At 65.3% G+C, this 19,451-nt stretch carries 14 protein-coding genes, 1 pseudogene and 1 riboswitch; of the genes and pseudogenes, 11 read left to right on the top strand and 4 right to left on the bottom strand.

Annotated elements, in window-relative coordinates; all coding sequences use genetic code 11:
- Positions 1 to 115: 115 nt before the first annotated feature.
- Entirely contained in the window at positions 116 to 2,299 is a 2,184-nt protein-coding gene (katG, locus tag FHR95_RS12990; RefSeq protein ID WP_183314691.1) for a catalase/peroxidase HPI, read from the bottom strand.
- A 385-nt stretch (positions 2,300 to 2,684) separates the two neighbouring features.
- Between katG and FHR95_RS12995 the strand changes: the two genes are divergently transcribed.
- Positions 2,685 to 4,694, top strand: coding sequence for a sensor domain-containing diguanylate cyclase (locus FHR95_RS12995; RefSeq protein ID WP_343065216.1), 2,010 nt, complete (start codon positions 2,685 to 2,687; stop codon positions 4,692 to 4,694).
- A gap of 36 nt (positions 4,695 to 4,730) precedes the next feature.
- Here FHR95_RS12995 and FHR95_RS13000 read toward each other — a convergent pair whose 3' ends face one another.
- Positions 4,731 to 5,678, bottom strand: a complete 948-nt coding sequence (locus tag FHR95_RS13000) for a LysR family transcriptional regulator (protein ID WP_183314692.1) — start codon at positions 5,676 to 5,678, stop codon at positions 4,731 to 4,733.
- Between the two features lie 250 nt (positions 5,679 to 5,928).
- Here FHR95_RS13000 and FHR95_RS13005 point away from each other — a divergent pair, with 250 nt between their 5' ends.
- The gene (locus tag FHR95_RS13005; protein WP_183314693.1) at positions 5,929 to 7,428 is read left to right on the top strand and encodes a CoA-acylating methylmalonate-semialdehyde dehydrogenase; all 1,500 of its coding nucleotides are present in this window, start codon (positions 5,929 to 5,931) and stop codon (positions 7,426 to 7,428) included.
- A gap of 58 nt (positions 7,429 to 7,486) precedes the next feature.
- Here the strand turns inward: FHR95_RS13005 and FHR95_RS13010 are convergent, their stop codons facing one another.
- Positions 7,487 to 8,017, bottom strand: a complete 531-nt coding sequence (locus FHR95_RS13010; RefSeq protein WP_183314694.1) for a superoxide dismutase family protein — start codon at positions 8,015 to 8,017, stop codon at positions 7,487 to 7,489.
- A 249-nt stretch (positions 8,018 to 8,266) separates the two neighbouring features.
- On the opposite strand from FHR95_RS13010, the pseudogene FHR95_RS17045 reads away from it, so the two are divergent.
- The 3 genes and pseudogenes from FHR95_RS17045 to FHR95_RS13025 all read left to right on the top strand — a co-directional run.
- Positions 8,267 to 8,652 (top strand): annotated as a pseudogene (locus tag FHR95_RS17045) (peroxidase-related enzyme); the annotation flags it as partial.
- Between the two features lie 174 nt (positions 8,653 to 8,826).
- Positions 8,827 to 9,798: a DUF3427 domain-containing protein gene (locus FHR95_RS13020; protein ID WP_343065217.1), complete on the top strand. Its 972-nt coding sequence runs from the start codon at positions 8,827 to 8,829 to the stop codon at positions 9,796 to 9,798.
- A 102-nt stretch (positions 9,799 to 9,900) separates the two neighbouring features.
- The gene (locus FHR95_RS13025) at positions 9,901 to 10,488 is read left to right on the top strand and encodes a peroxidase-related enzyme (protein WP_183314695.1); all 588 of its coding nucleotides are present in this window, start codon (positions 9,901 to 9,903) and stop codon (positions 10,486 to 10,488) included.
- Positions 10,489 to 10,577: 89 nt separating this feature from the next.
- On the opposite strand, the gene FHR95_RS13030 is transcribed toward FHR95_RS13025, so the two are convergent.
- Positions 10,578 to 11,252: a hypothetical protein gene (locus FHR95_RS13030; protein ID WP_183314696.1), complete on the bottom strand. Its 675-nt coding sequence runs from the start codon at positions 11,250 to 11,252 to the stop codon at positions 10,578 to 10,580.
- Positions 11,253 to 11,366: 114 nt separating this feature from the next.
- Positions 11,367 to 11,485, top strand: a riboswitch (TPP riboswitch).
- On the opposite strand from FHR95_RS13030, the gene FHR95_RS13035 reads away from it, so the two are divergent.
- From FHR95_RS13035 to argF, 6 genes are all read left to right on the top strand, one after another.
- A complete protein-coding gene (locus FHR95_RS13035) occupies positions 11,475 to 12,878 on the top strand; it encodes an SLC5/6 family protein (RefSeq protein ID WP_183314697.1) in 1,404 nt (467 codons plus the stop codon). It overlaps the preceding riboswitch by 11 nt.
- Positions 12,878 to 13,573, top strand: a complete 696-nt coding sequence (locus tag FHR95_RS13040) for a TenA family protein (RefSeq protein WP_183314698.1) — start codon at positions 12,878 to 12,880, stop codon at positions 13,571 to 13,573. Before FHR95_RS13035 ends, FHR95_RS13040 begins: the two co-directional genes overlap by 1 nt.
- Before the next feature lie 154 nt (positions 13,574 to 13,727).
- A complete protein-coding gene (gene ilvD / locus FHR95_RS13045; RefSeq protein WP_183314699.1) occupies positions 13,728 to 15,416 on the top strand; it encodes a dihydroxy-acid dehydratase in 1,689 nt (562 codons plus the stop codon).
- 264 nt (positions 15,417 to 15,680) lie between these two features.
- Positions 15,681 to 17,132, top strand: a complete 1,452-nt coding sequence (locus tag FHR95_RS13050) for a YfcC family protein (protein ID WP_040184368.1) — start codon at positions 15,681 to 15,683, stop codon at positions 17,130 to 17,132.
- Between the two features lie 50 nt (positions 17,133 to 17,182).
- The gene (locus FHR95_RS13055; protein WP_183314700.1) at positions 17,183 to 18,430 is read left to right on the top strand and encodes an arginine deiminase; all 1,248 of its coding nucleotides are present in this window, start codon (positions 17,183 to 17,185) and stop codon (positions 18,428 to 18,430) included.
- Positions 18,431 to 18,448: 18 nt separating this feature from the next.
- Positions 18,449 to 19,450, top strand: coding sequence for an ornithine carbamoyltransferase (gene argF, locus FHR95_RS13060; RefSeq protein WP_183314701.1), 1,002 nt, complete (start codon positions 18,449 to 18,451; stop codon positions 19,448 to 19,450).
- The last annotated feature ends 1 nt before the right edge of the window (position 19,451 follow it).

Genomic DNA, 19,451 nt, shown 5'->3' on the forward strand with positions numbered 1-19,451 from the left:
TTACCATCGGCTGTGGCATCACCCCGTGAACCAAAAAAGGGCCGGGAATCATCCCGGCCCTTCCTTTCTGCCTGCTGCCGGGCTCGCCGCCCGGCCTCATGGCGTGTTCACGACCTCATGATTTCTGCAGCTTCTCGAGATCGAAGCGGTCGTTGTTCATCACCTTGGTCCAGGCCTTGACGAAATCCTTGACGAACTTCTCCTGGTTGTCGTCCTGGGCGTAAACCTCGGAATAGGAGCGCAGGATGGAATTGGAACCGAATACCAGATCGATGCGGGTGGCGGTCCACTTCACCTGGTCGGTCTTGCGGTCGCGAATCTCGTAGAGATTGTTGCCCGCCGGCTTCCAGGTGTTGCCCATGTCGGTCAGGTTGACGAAGAAGTCATTGGTCAGCTGGCCTTCGCGGCCGGTGAAGACGCCATGCTTGCTGCCACCGTGGTTGGTGCCGAGCATGCGCATGCCGCCGATCAGCACGGTCATCTCCGGGCCGGTGAGCCCCATCAGCTGGGCGCGGTCGAGCAGCATCTCTTCCGGCTTGACCACGTAGTCCTTCTTCTGCCAGTTGCGGAAGCCATCGGCCAGCGGCTCCAGCGGCTCGAACGACTCGGCATCGGTCATCTCGTTGCTGGCGTCACCGCGACCCGGCGAGAAGGGCACCAGGATCTCGTGGCCGGCCGCCTTGGCCGCCTGCTCGATGCCCACGCTGCCGCCCAGCACGATGACGTCGGCTACGCTGGCACCGTTATCGGCCGCGATCTTTTCGTAGACCTTGAGCACCTTGGCCAGGCGGTCCGGCTCGTTGCCCTCCCAGTCCTTCTGCGGGGCCAGGCGGATGCGTGCGCCGTTGGCGCCGCCGCGCATGTCGGAGCCACGGAAGGTACGGGCGCTGTCCCAGGCGGTGCTGACCATCTCGCCGACGGAGAGGCCGCTATCGGCGATCTGCTTCTTGACCGTCTCGACCGAGTAGTTGCTGCTGCCGGCCGGTACCGGGTCCTGCCAGATCAGGTCCTCGTCCGGTACTTCCGGACCGATATAGCGGGCCTTCGGCCCCATGTCACGGTGGGTCAGCTTGAACCAGGCGCGGGCGAAGCAGTCCTTGAAGTATTCCGGGTCCTTCATGAACTTCTCGCAGATGGCCCGGTATGCCGGATCCATCTTCATCGCCATGTCCGCGTCGGTCATCATCGGGTTATGGCGAGTGGACATGTCAGTGGCGTCGACTGGCTTGTCCTCCTCCTTGATGTCGACGGGCTCCCACTGATTGGCTCCGGCGGGGCTTTTCTTGAGCTCCCACTCATAGCCGAACAGCATGTCGAAATAGCCCATGTCGAACGTGGTCGGGTCCTTGGTCCAGGCCCCTTCCAGGCCGGAGGTAACGGCGTTGGCTGCCTTGCCCTGCATGTTGGGGTTGCGCCAGCCGAAGCCTTGCTCCTCGACGTCGGCGCCTTCCGGCTCCGGCCCCAGAGCCTCGGCATCGCCGTTGCCGTGCGTCTTGCCGACGGTATGGCCGCCTGCGGTCAACGCGGCGGTTTCCTCGTCGTTCATGGCCATGCGGGCAAAGGTCTCGCGGACCTGTTCGGCGCTCTTCAGCGGGTCGGGATTGCCGTTGACGCCCTCGGGGTTTACATAGATGAGGCCCATCTGCACCGCCGCCAGCGGATTTTCCATGGTGTTGGGCTTTTCGACATCTTCATAGCGGCTGTCGGAGGGCGCCAGCCACTCCTTCTCGGCACCCCAGTAGGTGTCCTTTTCCGGGTGCCAGATATCCTCGCGCCCGAAGGAGAAGCCAAAGGTCTTGAAGCCGAAGGACTCGTAGGCCACGTTGCCGGCCAGGATGAAGAGGTCGGCCCAGCTGATCTTGTTGCCGTACTTCTTCTTCAGCGGCCACAGCAGGCGCCGCGCCTTGTCGAGATTGCCATTGTCCGGCCAGGAGTTGATGGGCGCGAAACGCTGGTTGCCGGTACCGCCGCCGCCGCGGCCATCGGCGATACGGTAGGTGCCTGCCGCGTGCCAGGCCATGCGAATCATCAAGCCGCCATAGTGGCCCCAATCGGCCGGCCACCACTCCTGGCTCTCCGTCATCAGGGCGTGCATGTCCTTCTTGAGCGCGTCGAAGTCGAGCTTCTTGACCTCTTCCCGATAGTCGAATTCCTCGCCCATCGGATCGGTCTTGCGATCATGTTGATGAAGGATGTCCAGATTCAGGGATTCCGGCCACCAGTTGGTGTTGGAATGACCGCTGGCGGTCTGGCCTCCGTGCATTACCGGGCATTTGCCGGCGTTCTGCTGATCACCCATGTCCTCGCTCTCCAATCTGGCTGCGTTATGTTGACCGTCACCTGTTTATAGACGATGGCGGTTCGACGAGACAATGAGCCGTATCAACCATCAGCCTCCGAGGGTGAGGATTGCGGCTTCTTGCTCGGTTGTCTTCAACCTACGCTCCCCGAGTCCATTAGCACAATGCGAGATCGCCGACCGCATCGATAGCAAATATTTATCAACTTGACCTCGTAATCCCGGCAGGCTTCCATCAGGCTTCCGCTTTCGCGGGATTGGCGGGTTGAGAGCAGCCCGCCAATGTCGTAGTAAGATACCTCTCGTATGCCACAAATGGCATGACATGCCTCCGGGGAATTCATCGCTCAACCCGAGGGGGATTGGCGTCCAGGCTGGAGTTGGTGTGTTCAAAAAGATGATGCGCGGTGCCCTGGCGCGCCGCCTCCAGACACTGCAGGGTCGGCTGCTTGTCGGACTGGTGCTGACCTGGCTGGCCATCATCGGCCTGTTGCTGGGCGTGGCCTGGGGCATCGGCCAGACGCTGGTGGGTGAAGCCAATCTGACCCATCTGGGTTATCAGGCGGAAATGCTGAGCCGAGGGTTGCAGGACCGCCTCGGCCAGCGCTTCAATGCCCTGACGCATTTCACCGAACAGCTCGCCGACGGGCCGGCCGATGAGGTCGGCGAGCGCCTGGACGAGAACCGGAGTCTGCTGGCGTATTTCGAGGGGGTGGTGATCATCGAGGCGGACGGCACGGTGGTGGCCGACATTCCGGAGGTGCCGGGTCGGGTGGGCCTGGATACCACGTCCCGTGAGTTCTTCCAGAGCATGCGACACGCTCCCTGGCCCTTCGTCAGTCGGCCCTTCGTCGGTCGAGTCAGCGAGGAGCCGCTGGTGCTGATGCTGGTGCCTCGGTTCACCGCCGAGGGTGAGTTCAATGGCATGGTGGGGGGGCTCCTGAATCTGGCCCATGGCCATTTCTTCCGCAGCATCGCCTCGCAGTCCTTCGAGCACGAGGGGCACGTGGCGATCTTTCAGCCCAACGGCGAGCCTGTCTTCGTGCCGCATTCCCTTAACGGGCAGGTCGAGACCCTGCAACGACAGGATCCGCTGGATTTTCAGCTGGCGCTGGATGGCTGGCAGGGCGAAACCCGTCATCAACTGGGTGGCGAGAGCATGCTGGTGGCCTATCGGCAGGTCTGGGAGGCCGACTGGATCGTTGCCATGATGATGCCCCGCAGCGCGGTGCTGGCGCCGCTGCATGCCTTCCTCGAACGACTGTGGTGGACCTGGCTGGTGGCTATCCTGCTGATGCTGGTCGCCACCCGCTGGTGGGTCGGCCGGCAGCTGACGCCGCTCCACCGACTCGAGCAGCAGATTGACGAGGTCGGGGCCGGCACCCGGCACCAGCTGGCCATCTCGTCCAACCTTACTGAGCTGACCCAGGTCTCCAATGCCTTCAATAATCTGGAAAACGAACGTCGCGAAGCGCTGAATCACCTGCGCGATCGGCAGACTTTCCTCGATGCCGTGCTGGGCTCGACCCCGACCGGGATGTTCATTGCCGACCTCGAGGGACAGATTTCCTACCTGAACCCGGCACTCGAAAGCCTGCTCGGTCTGCCCGAGAAGGATCCGACCAGCGTCATCTGGGAGCGCATCCACCAGGAAGATCGACAGGGCGCCCTCGACCTGTGGCGCCATACCCTGGCGCACGGCAGTGATTTCGTCCGACAGCTGCGCGTCCATGATGCCCAAGGAGAGCTGCTGTGGGTCGAGGTGCATGCCAGCCAGGTACAGGGAAGTGACAAGCCGCTGGGTATCGTGGGTACCGTCAAGGACATCACCGAGCGGCGGCATCAGGAGGCGCTACAGCGATGGGAAGCCGAGCATGATCCCCTGACGGGCCTGCTGAACCGGCGCGGCTTCGAGCGCCGCCTGGAGGAAGCGCTGGCCGATTTCACCAAGATCGGTACGCCCTCGGCGCTGGTCCTGTTCGATCTGGATCACTTCAAGCCGGTCAACGATGAGGGTGGGCATGCCCTGGGCGATGAACTGCTGCGCCGTGTGGCAGCAGTGGTGACCCGAGAAACCCGCCGCAGCGATCATCTGGCTCGCCAGGGGGGCGACGAATTCGGCCTGCTGATGCCAAGCTGCACCCTCAGGCAGGCTGAAAAGATTGCCGAGTCGATACGCACGGCCATTGCCCAGGCAAGCGTCCGTCATGCCGGAAAGGACTACTTCGTGACCGCCAGCCTTGGCCTGACCAGCTTTCGGCCAGGCGATGACTCCCTCGCAACGGTGCTGGACCGCGCCGATGCCGCCAGCTATGACGCCAAGCGGCAGGGTCGCAACGCCATCATGGTGGATGGGGACGCTACCGCGCCATCATCGTGCGGTACCGAGGGCTGACGCGTTCTCTCCTCACCGGCCCTCGGACAGTGCCGCTTAGCCGTCACCTCCCGGCAGGGTCAGCTTCCTTGTCTCGCCCATCAGGAAGGCACGATTGGTCTCCAGCGCTTCGCGCAGGAAATCCCACAGCAGGCGCACCCGGGCCAGGCGGCGCTGTTCCTGGCGGGCGGTGATCCAGAACTGGCGGTCGATTGCCACTTCGTCGGCGAGCACGTTGACCAGCGTTGCCGATTCGCTGGCCATGAAGCAGGGCAGCACCGCGAGCCCCGCGCCATGGAGACAAGCGGCATGCTGGGTGGTCACGCTGGTACTGCGCATGGCGAAGTGCGGCCCGGGCTGGCCCACTACCGCGGGGTCGAGCAGCGGCTCCAGGTAGCTGAGCTGCTCGCTGAAGATCAGGTCGTCGACATAGCCGACCAGGCGGTGCTTGCCGAGTTCGGCGATGCGCTGCGGGGTGCCGTGACGGGCCAGGTAACCTTCGCTGGCGTAAAGGCGCAGCCGATAGTCGCACAGTCGCGAGATCACCAGGCCCGGGCTCACCGGGCGTTCCACGGTGATTGCCAGGTCCGCCTCGTGGCGGCTCAGGTTGACCACCCGGGGCAGGGCGAGCAGGTCCAGCGTGATGCCCGGGTGCCGGCTGCAGAAGGCCGAGAGCAGCGGGGCGATGACCCAGGTGCCGAAGCCCTCGGTCACGCCGAGGCGGATCTGGCCGCTGATCTGGTGGTTCTTGTCGGTGAGGCTCTCGCCGGCCTCGAAGGCATGGCGGGCCATCTCCTCGGCATGGGCGAGCAGCTGCTGGCCGGCCTCGGTCAGGTGGTAGCCATGGGTGCTGCGTTCGAACAGCTGGGTATTGAGCGCCTGCTCGAAGCGCCGGGTGCGCCGCGACAAGGTCGAATGGTCGAGTCCCAGACGGCGGGCGGCGTCGGTGAGCCGCTCGCTGCGTGCCACCTCCAGAAAGATCTGGATGTCTTGCCAGTCGAGCATGGTTATCCTTGTCGGCCGCGGGTCTTGCTCGGCGTTTGTGGTCGGCGCCTTTGTGCATGAATGCACAAGCAATGTGCCCGAGTGCGCGTTGTCACGCCATCCGACGTCTGTATAGACTCTTCACTATAACGATTCGTGTATAGATACACATAAAGTCTAATGCCTCGACCCGTCAGCGCGTCGCTCGACCGCAGCCGGCCAGCGTCACGACCCGGGTCGGGGCAGCAACAGCCCAGAGGAGCATGCCACCATGTCCGTTCGCGAAATTCCCATGTATATCGACGGCCAGCCCGTTCAGTCCCAGAGCCAGGAGTGGCGCGACGTGGTCAATCCGGCCACCCAGGAAGTGGTGGCCCGGGTGCCGTTCTGCACGGCAGAGGAAGTCGAGCAGGCCGTGGCCAGCGCCAAGGAAGCCTTCAAGACCTGGCGCAAGGTTCCGCTGGGCAAGCGCATGCGCATCATGCTTAAGCTGCAGGCGCTGATTCGCGACAATACCGAGGAGCTCGCGGCACTGATCACCGAAGAGCACGGCAAGACCCTGCCCGACGCGGCCGGTGAGGTGGGTCGCGGCCTCGAGGTGGTGGAGCACGCCTGCTCGATCACCTCACTGCAGCTGGGCGAGCTGGCCGAGAATGCCGCCAGCGAAGTCGACGTCTATACCCTCAACCAGCCGCTGGGGGTAGGCGCTGGCATCACCGCCTTCAACTTCCCGATCATGCTGCCCTGCTTCATGTTCCCGCTGGCCATCGCCACCGGCAACACCTTCGTGCTCAAGCCCTCCGAGCAGGACCCGAGCTCCACCATTCGCCTGGTCGAGCTGGCCCACGAGGCGGGCATTCCTGCGGGTGTGCTCAACGTGGTGCATGGTGGCCCGGACGTGGCCAACCAGATCGCCGACCACAGCGACATCAAGGCGCTCTCCTTCATCGGTTCCTCTCACGTCGGCTCGTTGCTCTACAACCGTTCAGCTGCCGCCGGCAAGCGCATGCAGTCGATGATGGGCGCCAAGAACCACTGCGTGGTGATGCCGGACGCCAACCGCAGCCAGGCGATCAACAATCTGCTGGGCTCTGCCTTCGGTGCGGCCGGCCAGCGCTGCATGGCCAACTCCGTGGTGGTGCTGGTAGGCGAGGCCCGCGAGTGGCTGGACGATATCGTCGACGGCGCGCGCAACATGAAGGTTGGCCCCGGCACCCAGCGCGACGCCGACCTCGGCCCGCTGGTCTCCCCGCAGGCCAAGGAGCGCGTCGAGCGGCTGATCGCCACCGGCGAGAAGGAGGGTGCCAAGCTGCTGGTCGACGGTCGTGGTTGCCAGGTGGAGGGCTATCCCGACGGCAACTTCGTTGGCCCGACGCTGTTCAGTGAGGTCACCCCCGAGATGACCATCTACCGCGAGGAGGTCTTCGGGCCGGTGCTGTGTGTGTTGAGCGTCGACACCCTGGACGAGGCGATCGAGTTCATCAACGCCAACCCCAACGGCAACGGCACCTCGATCTTCACCAACTCCGGCTGGGTGGCGCGTCGCTTCGAAACCGATATCGACGTCGGCCAGGTGGGCATCAACGTGCCGATCCCGGTGCCCGTCGCCTACTTCAGCTTCACCGGCTCGCGCGGTTCCAAGCTTGGCGACCTCGGCCCCAACGGCAAGCAGGCCATTGCCTTCTGGACCCAGACCAAGACCGTTACCGCCCGCTGGTTCGAGCCGGAAAACGTCTCCAGCGGCATCAACAGCACCATCTCGCTGAGCTGATCACACCCGCTCGGTAATAACGCGGCCCCGCCTCGAGAGAGGCGGGGCCGTTTAGCGACTACTGCTCGATCACGCCACAGGCGAGCCGGGAGCCTGCATCGCCCGTGGCCAGGGTGGCATCGTCGGGCGGCGGCTCATGGTAGCGCTCAGGGATGTTGGCGTAGTTGTCCGGTGCGGCATGGATGATGATGGCGCTGCCGTCGTTGTCGAAAAGGTCGGCAACGGCGAAGCGGTCGGTGTCGAACGTCATGGCGGCGGTGCCATCTCCCATCACCAGCAGGTTGGGCAGGTCGCCGGCATGATCGCCGTGGTCGACTCCCGACGGATTGAAGTGGCCGCTTGCTGAGGTGAAGTCGGAGGCGCTGCAATCGCCCACGGCGTGAATGTGAAAGCCATGAAAGCCCGCGGGCAGCGCCTGAGCCTCGATGCTCACCGTCACCTTGCCGTTATCCTCGCTCAGCGTAACGCTGCCCACCGCCTTGTCGTTGGTATCGTGCAGCTCAGCGTTAGCCGTATCGGCGTTGGCCTGGGCCCCGATGGCCAGGGTCAGCGCGAAGACCGCCGACGCGCTTGCCAGCTTATGTCTCATGATACTTCCTCCACCTCGGATTTCGGTAGCCCGGGCACATCGCCGGTGCCTGGGTCGTGAACGTGCGGTGTTGGCGTCTTGTCCGGCGCCTGTGGCGAAGGCTGCCGTTCATTGGAATGTAGCAGAGTGGCGGGCTGGTCGAGAGAGCTGGTGCGTGTTCTTCCGTCTTCGACCTTTTGACAGAAGTTGACGTTAACGTTAACTGCTATTTTGGGGATATCGAGAACAATGACCAAGCATGGAGTCGCCATGACCGCCCCGATCAGCCGCTTCCCCGTTCCTGAATCTATCCATCAACTGCCCGATGACGTTCGCGATGCCATGCTAGCGGTGCAGGAGAAGGCCGGCTTCGTGCCCAACGTCTTCCTGATGCTGGCCACCGCCCGGCCGAGTTCCGTGCCTTCTTCGCCTACCACGATGCCCTGATGGAGCGGGAGTCCGACACGCTCACCAAGGCCGAGAAGGAGATGATCGTGGTGGCCACCAGCGCCCGCAACCGCTGCCTCTACTGCGTGGTGGCCCACGGCGCCCTGGTGCGGATCTACAGCAAGGACCCGCTGCTCGCTGATCAGGTGGCCATCAACCACCGCACCGCGCCGATCAGCAAGCGCCAGTGCCTCACCGTGTTGGACTTCGTGGGGCAGACCCATCGGCGCTATCGGTTGGATACCAAGTTCACCGCGCTGCTCTCTGGACGGCGCCAGCGGCTCGACCGCGAGGTGGTGGCCGACTTTCCCAGTCTTCCTCCCGGCTGCAGCATCCAGCTTGAGAGGGTCGCTCGAGATCGTGTGCTGAACAAAATCCGTTCGGTGCTGGCGGATCTCAACCAGTTTATCCCCGAGACATTGCGCACCTGGTCGGAAGAGGCCGGGACGCCGCGCACCTTCGGACGCTTCCTGGAGATGACCGGGTTGACGCCGGTGCGGGTGCTGTCGCGTCGCAGCTGGTCGGAGTGGAAAGCACTGGCCGACCGACAAGCACCACCCGAGGATCCCGATATCGACCAGGCGCGCAAGGCGCTGTCGCGCATCGCACTGCGAAGCGATCCCGAGCTGCTTTCGGCCATCGAGACCCTGGGCCAGCCTGATGGCGTCGAGGAAGCCTTGGGGCGCTATGACACCGCACGGCAAACGGCATTGCACTATCTTCTGTGGGGCCAGAAGGGGGGCCTGGTTGGCGTCGACAGCCTCGAGGAATCACTGCGGAAGTGGCGCGCCAATTCAAGTATCGCGGCCGATGCCGCCGAGATCGCCGCCTGGCGGCGGGCTCATCAACAGGTGCCTCTGCAACGGCTGAGTGAGCTGCCTTTCGACTGCGGGCTACTCCTGCATGGCGCCTACGGTTTGCCAGAGATCAAGGCGGCACTTGGGATAGCGAGCTTGGAAAAGCCGGGTGCCACCGGCGTGGGGGTGATCCATGCAAAGGACATTCGTGCCTATATCCATCTGGTAACCTTTCAAAAAGATGACACCGACTTCTCTCCTACCACGCGCTATCGAGACTATCCCATCAGTCGCACGCTACTGCATTGGGAGAGCCAGTCGAACACCAGTCAGGCCAGTGCAACGGGGCAGAACTACCTTCACTTCGAGGAGCGCGGCTACACGATTCTCTTCTTCGCTCGCCTCACCAAGCGCATCGAGGGTGAGACGGCGCCATTTGTCTTCCTTGGTCCAGCCAAAGCGCTTAAGAGCTATCACGGCGATCGCCCCATCGCCATGACCTGGGAGCTGGCGTACCCCGTGCCTGCCGAACTCTTCGAGGAGGCGCGCCCGGCGTAGCGAACCCAAGGTCAGGGCCATGCGACTTTGGCAGTCATGTTGACGTTGACGTTAACTGCTATCTTGGTGTCGTCGCCAACAACCACAACACCTGGAGCCTCCATGTCCGCCCCGATCAGCCGCTTCCCCGTTACCGAATCGATCCACGATCTGCCCGATGACGTCCGCGATGCCATGCTGGCGGTGCAGGAGAAGGCCGGCTTCGTGCCCAACGTCTTCCTGATGCTGGCCCACCGGCCGGCCGAGTTTCGCGCCTTCTTCGCCTACCACGATGCCTTGATGGAGCGGGAATCCGATACGCTCACCAAGGCCGAGAAGGAGATGATCGTGGTTGCCACCAGCGCCCGCAACCGCTGCCTCTACTGCGTGGTGGCCCACGGCGCCCTGGTGCGGATCTACAGCAAGGACCCGCTGCTCGCCGACCAGGTGGCGACCAATCATCGCACCGCGCCGATCAGCGAGCGCCATCGCACCATGCTGGACTTCGCCCTCTACTGCGGCCTGGAGGTGGGAGAGCTCACCGACGAGTGGGAGGCCCGCCTGAAGACGGCCGGATTCACCCACGACGACATCTGGGACATCGGCGCCATCGCCGCCTTCTTCGGCCTCTCCAACCGCCTGGTCACCCTGACCGGCACGCCCCCCAACGAGGAGTTCTATCTGATGGGGCGTGTGCCGCGGGAGAAGTGAATCGAGTGGCTTTTCGAGTGCAGCCATCGCTGCCGGCACTCATCCGTTGGGTACTGACTTGCCCAGCACTACCATGAATGCTGCCGGTGTTAAGTGCCGTGACTCGCCTCCAATAGCTGCAGCACCGGCGCCAGCTGACTTTCGTGCAGCAGCAGCACGCTGTCGCCGCTGTCACCTTCGCGAGGTGCCACCACGGCGAATTCACCTTCCTCCAGGTGGAATTCATGTATCTCGCAGGGCCCGCTGGGAGTCTGGCAGTAGATCGAGCGATAGGCATCATCTTCGCTGTAGGTGAGGCGGTGGTAGACCTTGAAGAAGGTATAGAGACTCAGGCCCTGCGGAAAGGCGGGCCAGCGGGCGGGAATGGTTCGGGTCGCCTCATCGAGCGAGTGGCCATCCGTCTCGGCGTCAGTGATGGCGCGCACCAGCGGCTCGGCCAGCAGTGAGGCGTTGTCGCGGGGCAACGGCTGCAAGCGCTCGAAGGCTTGTCGGTAATCTTCGGCCACCTGGCCAAGTGCCGACAGCGAGCTCAGGCGGTGGTCGCTGTGGCATAGCTCGGCAGGCTCGAAGCTGCCGTTGGCCCAGCCGTGGATGACGCGAAGTAGCAGATTGCCCTGCCGCATCGGCGCGAGGATCAGCGTCTCGGTGGCCACGCGCAGATGCAGCAGGCGCTCCGTCGCCGTGTTGTCAAAGGCGCCATAGGGGTCGACGAAGATCGCATGTAAACGCCCGGGGGCATGTTCCTTGGCTTCGCTGTAGGGCATCTCGGGGCTCCGGCACGGGGTGGTCGTCACGGCGAGGCGGCGCTATGATGCCTCTGCATCTCGTCTCTATCGGCCACTTCGGCTCAGGATTGAGGCGCGATCCCACAATTCATTCACTGTCGCCAGGGGAGTCCCGTTGCCGCATGTGGCGGAGGGGCTGAGAGAGCGCATGGCGCTGACCCTGGAACCTGATCCGGTTCATACCGGCGGAGGAAGTGCGACATGCCCTACCTGACGTCTGCCGTGCTCGGCGCGGCGCTGCTGTGCTTTGCTTTCTTGGGCCTGCGGGCTCGCCGGGCCGACGGCCCGCTCGATGACTACGTGACCGCCCGCAACTCCCAGGGGGCCCAGGCCATCGGCCTGTCGTTCCTGGCCTCGAGCATGGGCGCCTGGATTCTCTTTGCTCCACCGGAGATCGGCGCCTTCGTGGGGCCGGTGGCGCTGGCCGGCTATGCCATCGGCTCGTCGCTGCCTTTTCTCGTGCTGGGCCTCTACGGCCCCGCCATCCGCCGTCACTTGCCGGAAGGACGCAGCATCGGCGAGTTCGCCGAGGCCTGCTATGGCAGCGGGGTGCGGCGCTGGGTCTCCTTCGTCTCCGTGGCCTACATGGCCTGCTTCCTGGCCGCCGAACTCACTGCCATCGGTGCCATCGCGGCGCTGCTTTCCGACGTGCCGCCGGCGCTGGTCATCCTCGGTGTGGCGCTGGCCACGTTGGCCTATACCTCGCTTGGCGGGCTACGGGCGAGCCTGGCGACGGACCGCTGGCAGGCCTGGCTGCTGCTGGCGCTGCTGGTGCTGGTCGGCGGCGTGGCCTGGTGGTGGCTGCCGCCGATGCCGGCCGAGGCAGTGATGCCCTCGGTGCCCGCCGGCAGTGCGCTCTCCGTGGCGCTTACCCTGGTGATCGCGGTCACCGCAGCCAACCTCTTCCATCAAGGGTACTGGCAGCGCATCTGGGCGGCCGAGGATGACCGCGCCCTGGGGCGTGGAGCGCTGCTTGGCGCCGCCAGCAGCCTGCTGGTGGTGATGGCCATCGGTGGCCTGGGCATGCTGGCGGCCATGCATGCGCTACCGCTGGGTGAGCCGCCGATTCCGTTCTTCGCGCTGCTTTCTGCCGCACCGTCCTGGTTGGGCCTGCCCGCCCTGGTGCTGGCGGTCACCCTGGTGGCCTCCAGCGTCGATACCCTGCAGAACGCCATCGCCTCCATGGCGGTGGCCAGCAGCGGTCGGCGCGGCCTTTCGGTGCGTGCCGCGCGGCTGGTTACGGTGGCGCTGATGGTGCCGGTGGTCGGGGTGGCCCTGCAGGGCTTCTCGGTGTTGCGCCTGTTCCTGATCGCCGACCTGTTGTGCGCGGCCATCGTGGTGCCGGTGCTGCTGGGCCTGTGGCGGCGCATGTCGCCGCTGGCGGCAGTGGCCGGCGGCCTGGCGGGCCTGTTTGGCGCGGTACTGCCGGGCTGGATCAGCCAGGGCAGTCTTTCTGCCGGGGTGCTGGCGGCAACCTTCCCGGGCAGCATCCCGACCCTGGCACCCTTCCTGGGGGCGCTTCTCGCCTCCACCCTGGCCAGCCTGCTGATCGCCTGGCGTCGTCCGGGGACCCGATTTCACCTGGCAAGCAAGGGAGAGGCATGATGACCACGCGTACTGACTGGAACACCTGGGCCGAGGGCCGCGACGCCGCGCGCCTTACCGATTGGCTGCGCGAGGTCAGCGAGCCCGACTGGTCGGCCACCGTGGTCCATCCGCTGTTCGACGCCCTGGCCGAGGGGAGGTTGTCGGAAGGCGACTTTGCCGGCTACATGGTGCAGGACTACGGCTTCGTCGACCCCTTCACCGCGCTGCTTGGCCATGCCATCGGCCAGGCGCCGAGCATGGATGACCGAGTGGTGCTGGGGCAGTTCATGGGCATGCTGACCAGCGACGAGAACAGCACCTTCCAGCGCACCTTCGACGCCTTCGATGTCTCGGCTGCCCAGCGCGAGACGCCGGACTACCTGCCGGAGACCCTGGCGTTTCGTGAACTGCTGCACGATACCGGCCAGGGCGGGGGCTATGCCGAGATCCTGGCGGTGCTGGTGGTCACCGAGTGGATCTACCTCGAATGGGCGCTGCGCGTCACTCGCGTGGATGGGTTGCATCCGCTGATGGGGGAGTGGATCGACCTGCACGACAATCACGCCTTCCAGGAATTCGTCGGCTGGCTGCGCCGCCGTCTTGACGAGGAAGCGGAGCGGCTTGATGACGCCGCCTTCGCCCGGATGGCCGAGCGCTTCCGAGAGACCGTTGCCAGGGAGCGTGCCTTCCACGATGCCGTGATGCCGCGCTGAGTAGCTCGGGCAGCGAGACGAGGTCTCGCGCTCTGGCCTCATCCTGTAGCGACTGCCGAACCGAAAGGGTCCGAGCGATCGGCTTGAGGAGTTGTCAGGCCGGGCCAGGCGGGTCACTCTTTGGGGACAATCATGACCGACCAGAGGAGGCCCCATGTCCGATACGCCCGATGATGCCCGCCGCCGCCATTCCGCCGAGGTGGTGGATGGTGTCGGCAAGTCTGCCAGCCGCGCCATGCTGCGCGCGGTGGGCTTTACCGACGAGGATTTCGCCAAACCCCAGGTGGGTATCGCGTCTACCTGGAGCAACCTCACCCCCTGCAACAGCCATATCGACGAATTGGCCCGTCGGGCCAGCGATGGTGCCGACGCCGCCGGCGGCAAGGGCGTGATCTTCAACACCATCACCATCTCGGATGGCATTGCCAACGGCACCGAGGGCATGAAGTACTCGCTGGTGTCGCGCGAGGTGATCGCCGATTCCATCGAGACGGTGGCCGGTTGTGAAGGGTTCGACGGCCTGGTGGCCATCGGTGGCTGCGACAAGAACATGCCGGGTTGCCTGATGGGGCTGGCGCGGCTCGACCGGCCGAGCGTCTTCGTCTATGGCGGGACCATCCTGCCGGGTGCCGGTCATACCGATATCGTTTCGGTGTTCGAGGCCATGGGCGCCCACTCGCGCGGCGACATGGACCTCATCGAGGTCAAGCAGATCGAGGAGACGGCGATCCCCGGCCCCGGCTCCTGCGGCGGCATGTATACCGCCAATACCATGGCCTCGGCCATCGAGGCGCTGGGCATGAGCCTGCCGGGCAGCTCGGCACAGAATGCGGTGTCAGGGGAGAAGCGCGCCGACTGCGAGGCGGCCGGGGCGGCCGTGCTCGAACTGCTCGAGCACGACATCAAGCCCTCCGACATCATGACCCGCCAGGCCTTCGAGAATGCCATCACCGTCGTCATTGCCCTCGGTGGCTCCACCAATGCGGTGCTGCACCTGATCGGTATGGCCAACACCATCGGAGTGGAGCTCTCGCTCGCCGACTTCACCGAGATTGGCCGTCGCGTGCCGGTGGTTGCTGACCTGCGCCCCAGCGGCCACTACATGATGAGCGAGCTGGTGGCGATCGGCGGCATCCAGCCGCTGATGAAGACCCTGCTCGAGGCAGGCCTCCTGCACGGCGACTGCCTGACGGTGACCGGCCAGACGCTTGCCGAGAACCTGGCCGGCGTTGCGCCCTATCCCGATGACCAGGCGATCATCGCCCCGCTGGAGCGGCCCGTGAAGGCCGAGAGCCACCTGCGCATCCTGCACGGCAACTTGGCACCGGAAGGGGCAGTGGCCAAGATCACCGGCAAGGAGGGCACACGCTTCGCAGGCTCCGCCCGGGTGTTTGGCTCCGAGGAGGAGGCGCAGGCGCGCATCAACGACGGCACCGTGGTGGCCGGCGATGTGGTGGTGATCCGCTATGAGGGGCCGAGGGGCGGTCCCGGGATGCGCGAGATGCTCACCCCCACCTCGGCGATCATGGGGCGGGGCCTGGGCAGCGAGGTGGCGCTGATCACCGACGGGCGTTTTTCCGGCGGCAGTCACGGCTTCGTGGTGGGCCACGTGACCCCCGAGGCCTTCGATGGCGGCCCCCTGGCGCTGGTGGAGGATGGCGACCGGATCACCATCGACGCCGAGGCCGATACCATCGATGTCGACCTGTCCGACGAGGAACTGAGACGCCGCCGGGCCGCCTGGCGGCAGCCCGAACCGCGCTATACCCGCGGGGTGCTGGCCAAGTATGCCCGCACGGTGAGTTCGGCCTCCACCGGGGCGGTGACCGACCTGCCGGAGTGACGCTCCTCGGTTTCCGCTGCCTCCCCGTCTGAGGCCTGCGTCGTTTTGCCGCAGGGACCCGCCAGGCACCGCGCGGCCCCGGCACGGCCGCGCGGTGCTCCCCAGCTGTAGGTTGATATACGTCATCGCCGGGCATCGGGTCCGGCGGCGTGGACTATCCTGCTACAAGGCAGGCTAGCGTCGCGTCTCGTAGTGCCGGTGCCTGCCGCGGTGTCCAGGGGCCCCAGGGGCCTCGAGCGTGCGATCGACGACAGGAGGCGCACCATGAGCGAGGCCGACAAGCCACCCCCGGACGCGGAACGTGACCTCGCCTCGCGCTTCCCGACCGCCTACACCATCCTCTTCGGCCTGATCATCCTCGTCGCCGCCCTGACCTGGATCATCCCGGCCGGACAGTACGACCGGGTCATGAACGAGGAGGTCGGCCGCGAGGTGGCCGTACCCGGTACCTACCAGACGGTGGAGTCCAACCCGCAGGGGTTCGTCGAGGTCATGCTGGCACCCACCGCCGGCTTCTACGACCCGGACAGCTATGCTGCCAACGCCATCGATGTGGCGCTGTTCATCCTGTTCCTCGGCGGGTTCCTGGGGGTGATGAACGCCACCGGGGCCATCGACACCGGCATACGCAGCGCCATGCGACACCTGGAAGGCCATGAGATCTGGATGATCCCGATCCTGATGACGCTGTTTGCCCTGGGCGGAACGACCTATGGCATGGCGGAGGAAACCCTCGCCTTCTATGCCATCCTGATCCCGGTGATCCTGGTGGCCGGCTACGACGCCGTCACTGGCGTGGCGATCATCCTGATTGGCGCGGGCATCGGGGTGCTCGGTTCCACCATCAATCCGTTTGCCACCGTCATCGCGGCCAACGCGGCCGATATTCCCTTCACCGATGGCATCGTGCTGCGCTTCATCCTGCTGATCGGCGGCCTGCTGATCTGCATCGCCTATGTCATGCGCTATGCCGCACGCGTCAAGGCCGACCCCTCCCGTTCCGTGGTGGCCAAGCAGTGGGACGCCCACCGGCGGGTGTTCCTGAAAGGGCAGGAGGGCGACGACATCGAGAACGCCACCCTCAACACCACCCAGATCATCGCGTTGTCGATCTTCGCCCTGACCTTCGCGGTCATGATCTGGGGCGTCTCCACCCAGGGCTGGTGGATGGCGCGCATGGGCGCCCTGTTCTTCGGCGCCGCCATCGTGATCGGCCTCGTCGCGCGTCTGGGCGAGAAGACGCTGACCAGCAGCTTCGTCGACGGGGCCCGGGAACTGCTGGGCGTGGCCCTGGTCGTCGGGCTGGCACGCGGCATCGTGGTGATCATGGAACAGGGCATGATCGCCGACACCATCCTGCACAGTGCCGAGGCGTCGCTGGGGGGGCTGCCCGAGCTCGCCTTCATCAACCTGATGTTCTGGATCGAGGTGGGCATGAGCTTCTTCGTGCCCTCGTCCTCCGGCCTCGCGGTGCTGTCCATGCCGATCCTCGCCCCGCTGGCGGACTTCGCGAACGTCGGGCGGGACCTGGTGGTGACCGCCTACCAGTCCGCCAATGGCCTGGTGAATCTGATCAATCCCACCTTCGCGGTGGTGATCGGCGGCCTGACCATCGGTCGCGTCTCCTACGACCGCTGGCTGGTCTTCATCTGGCCGCTGCTGCTGATACTGACCGTGTTCATCAGCCTGGTCATCAGTGTCGGGGCCTTTCTGTGATGAAGGGTTGTGAAGAACGGCCGTGACGCCCGACGGAAAGGAGTGTTGCCATGTCTGATCCTGCCCATGACGCCCCACCCGAACTCGGCGTGCATTCCGAGACCGGCACCCTGCGCCAGGTGATCGTCTGTCGCCCTGGCCTGGCCCATCGGCGGCTGACCCCTTCCAACTGTGATGCGCTGCTCTTCGACGACGTCTTCTGGGTCAAGCAGGCCCAGAAGGATCATGATGTCTTCGCCGGCGTGATGCGGGGCCAAGGCGTGGAGGTCCTCGACGTCAACGCGCTGCTGGCCGAGACCCTCGATATCGGAGAGGCCCGCGCCTGGGTGCTGGACCATCGCATCACCTGGAACCACATCGGGGTGGGCATGGTGTCGGACCTGCGTGCCTGGATGGATGAGCTGCCGAGCGTGACCCTGGCCGAGTTCCTGATCGGCGGCCTGGAGGTGGGCGACCTGCCCTTCGATCCGGTGGGGCTCTTCGGCAACCATCTCGGCCACTTCGGCTTCGTCCTGCCGCCCCTGCCCAACTTCCTGTTCACCCGTGACAACAGCGCCTGGATCCAAGGTGGCGTCACCCTCAACCCGATGTTCTGGAGCGCACGCAGGCCGGAGACCCTGCTGATGGCCGCCATCTACGCTTTTCATCCGGCCTTCGCGGGCCGGGTGAAGGTGCACTGGGGGGATCCCCTGGCGGACCATGGCCTCGCCACCCTCGAGGGCGGAGATGTCATGCCGGTGGGGCACGGCACGGTGCTGGTGGGCATGGGCGAGCGCTCCTCGCCCCAGGCCATCGGCCAGCTGGCGAAGTCGCTGTTCGAGGAGGGCAGCGTACGCCGGGTGATCGCCTGCCAGCTCCCCAAGACCCGGTCGGCCATGCACCTGGACACGGTCTTCACCTTCTGTGGCGGCAACGTGGTGACCGCCTTCAAGGAGGTCGCCGATGCGGTGGTCTGCTACGACCTGCGTCCCGGCGAGGGGGGCAAGACGCTGGCCTTCCGTCAGGACCCGCGCCACCTCTTCGACCTGGTTGCCGAGGTCCTGGGGTACGCGGCGCTGGACGTGGTGCCTACCGGCGGCGATACCCCGGAGGAACGCGAGCGCGAGCAGTGGAACGACGGCAACAACTTGCTGGCGCTGAGCCCCGGTGTCGTCGTGGGCTATGACCGCAACGACGATACCAATGCGGCACTGGAGGCGGCGGGCATCGAGGTGCTGGCCATTCCCGGTGCCGAGCTGGGCCGGGGGCGCGGTGGGGGGCGCTGCATGAGCTGCCCCACCCGCCGTGATCCGATCTGACAGGGAAGGAACCGCACCATGGCATTCAATCTCAAGAACCGGCACTTCCTGACGCTGCGTGAGTTCACCCCGCAGGAGATCGGCTTCCTGCTGAAGCTGTCCGCGGACCTGAAGGCCGCCAAGTACGCCGGCACCGAGGTGCTGACCCTCGAGGGCAAGGACATCGCGCTGATCTTCGAGAAGGACTCCACCCGCACCCGGGTCGGCTTCGAGGTGGCGGCCTACGACCAGGGGGCCCGCGTCACCTACCTCGGCCCCACCGGCAACCACCTCGGCCACAAGGAGTCGGTGAAGGATACCGCCCGGGTCCTGGGCCGGGTCTACGATGCCATCGAGTACCGCGGCTTCGGGCAGGCCATCGTGGAGGAGCTGGCCGCCCATTCCGGCGTGCCGGTCTACAACGGCCTGACCAACGAGTTTCACCCCACCCAGATCCTCGCGGACCTGCTGACCATGCAGGAGCACGTGGAGAAGCCGCTGCGCGAGGTGTCCTTCGTGTTCGTCGGCGATGCCGCCAACAACATGGGCGACAGCCTGCTGATCGGCGGGGCCAAGATGGGCATGGATGTGCGGCTCTGTGCGCCCAGGGCCTGCTGGACATCGCAGGCCGTGCAGGAAGAGGCCAGGGCGCTCGCGGCAGAGACCGGAGCCAGGATCATGATCACCGACGACATCGACGAGGCCGTGGCCGGGGTCGATGTCGTCTACACCGATGTCTGGGTGTCCATGGGCGAGCCCAAGGAGAAGTGGGCCGAGCGCATCAAGCTGCTGATGCCCTACCAGGTGAATGCCGACCTGATGGCCAGGACCGGCAATCCCCGGGTACGCTTCATGCACTGCCTGCCGGCCTTTCACAACACCGAGACCACGGTGGGCAAGGAGATGCAGGACACCTTCGGGCTCGATGCCATGGAGGTGACCGACGAGGTGTTCGAGAGCCCCGCCTCCATCGTCTTCGACCAGGCCGAGAACCGGCTCCATACCATCAAGGCGGTTCTCGTCGCGACCCTGGGAGGCTGAC

The organism is Halomonas fontilapidosi, assembly GCF_014192285.1.
Taxonomy (GTDB): Bacteria; Pseudomonadota; Gammaproteobacteria; order Pseudomonadales; family Halomonadaceae; genus Halomonas; species Halomonas fontilapidosi.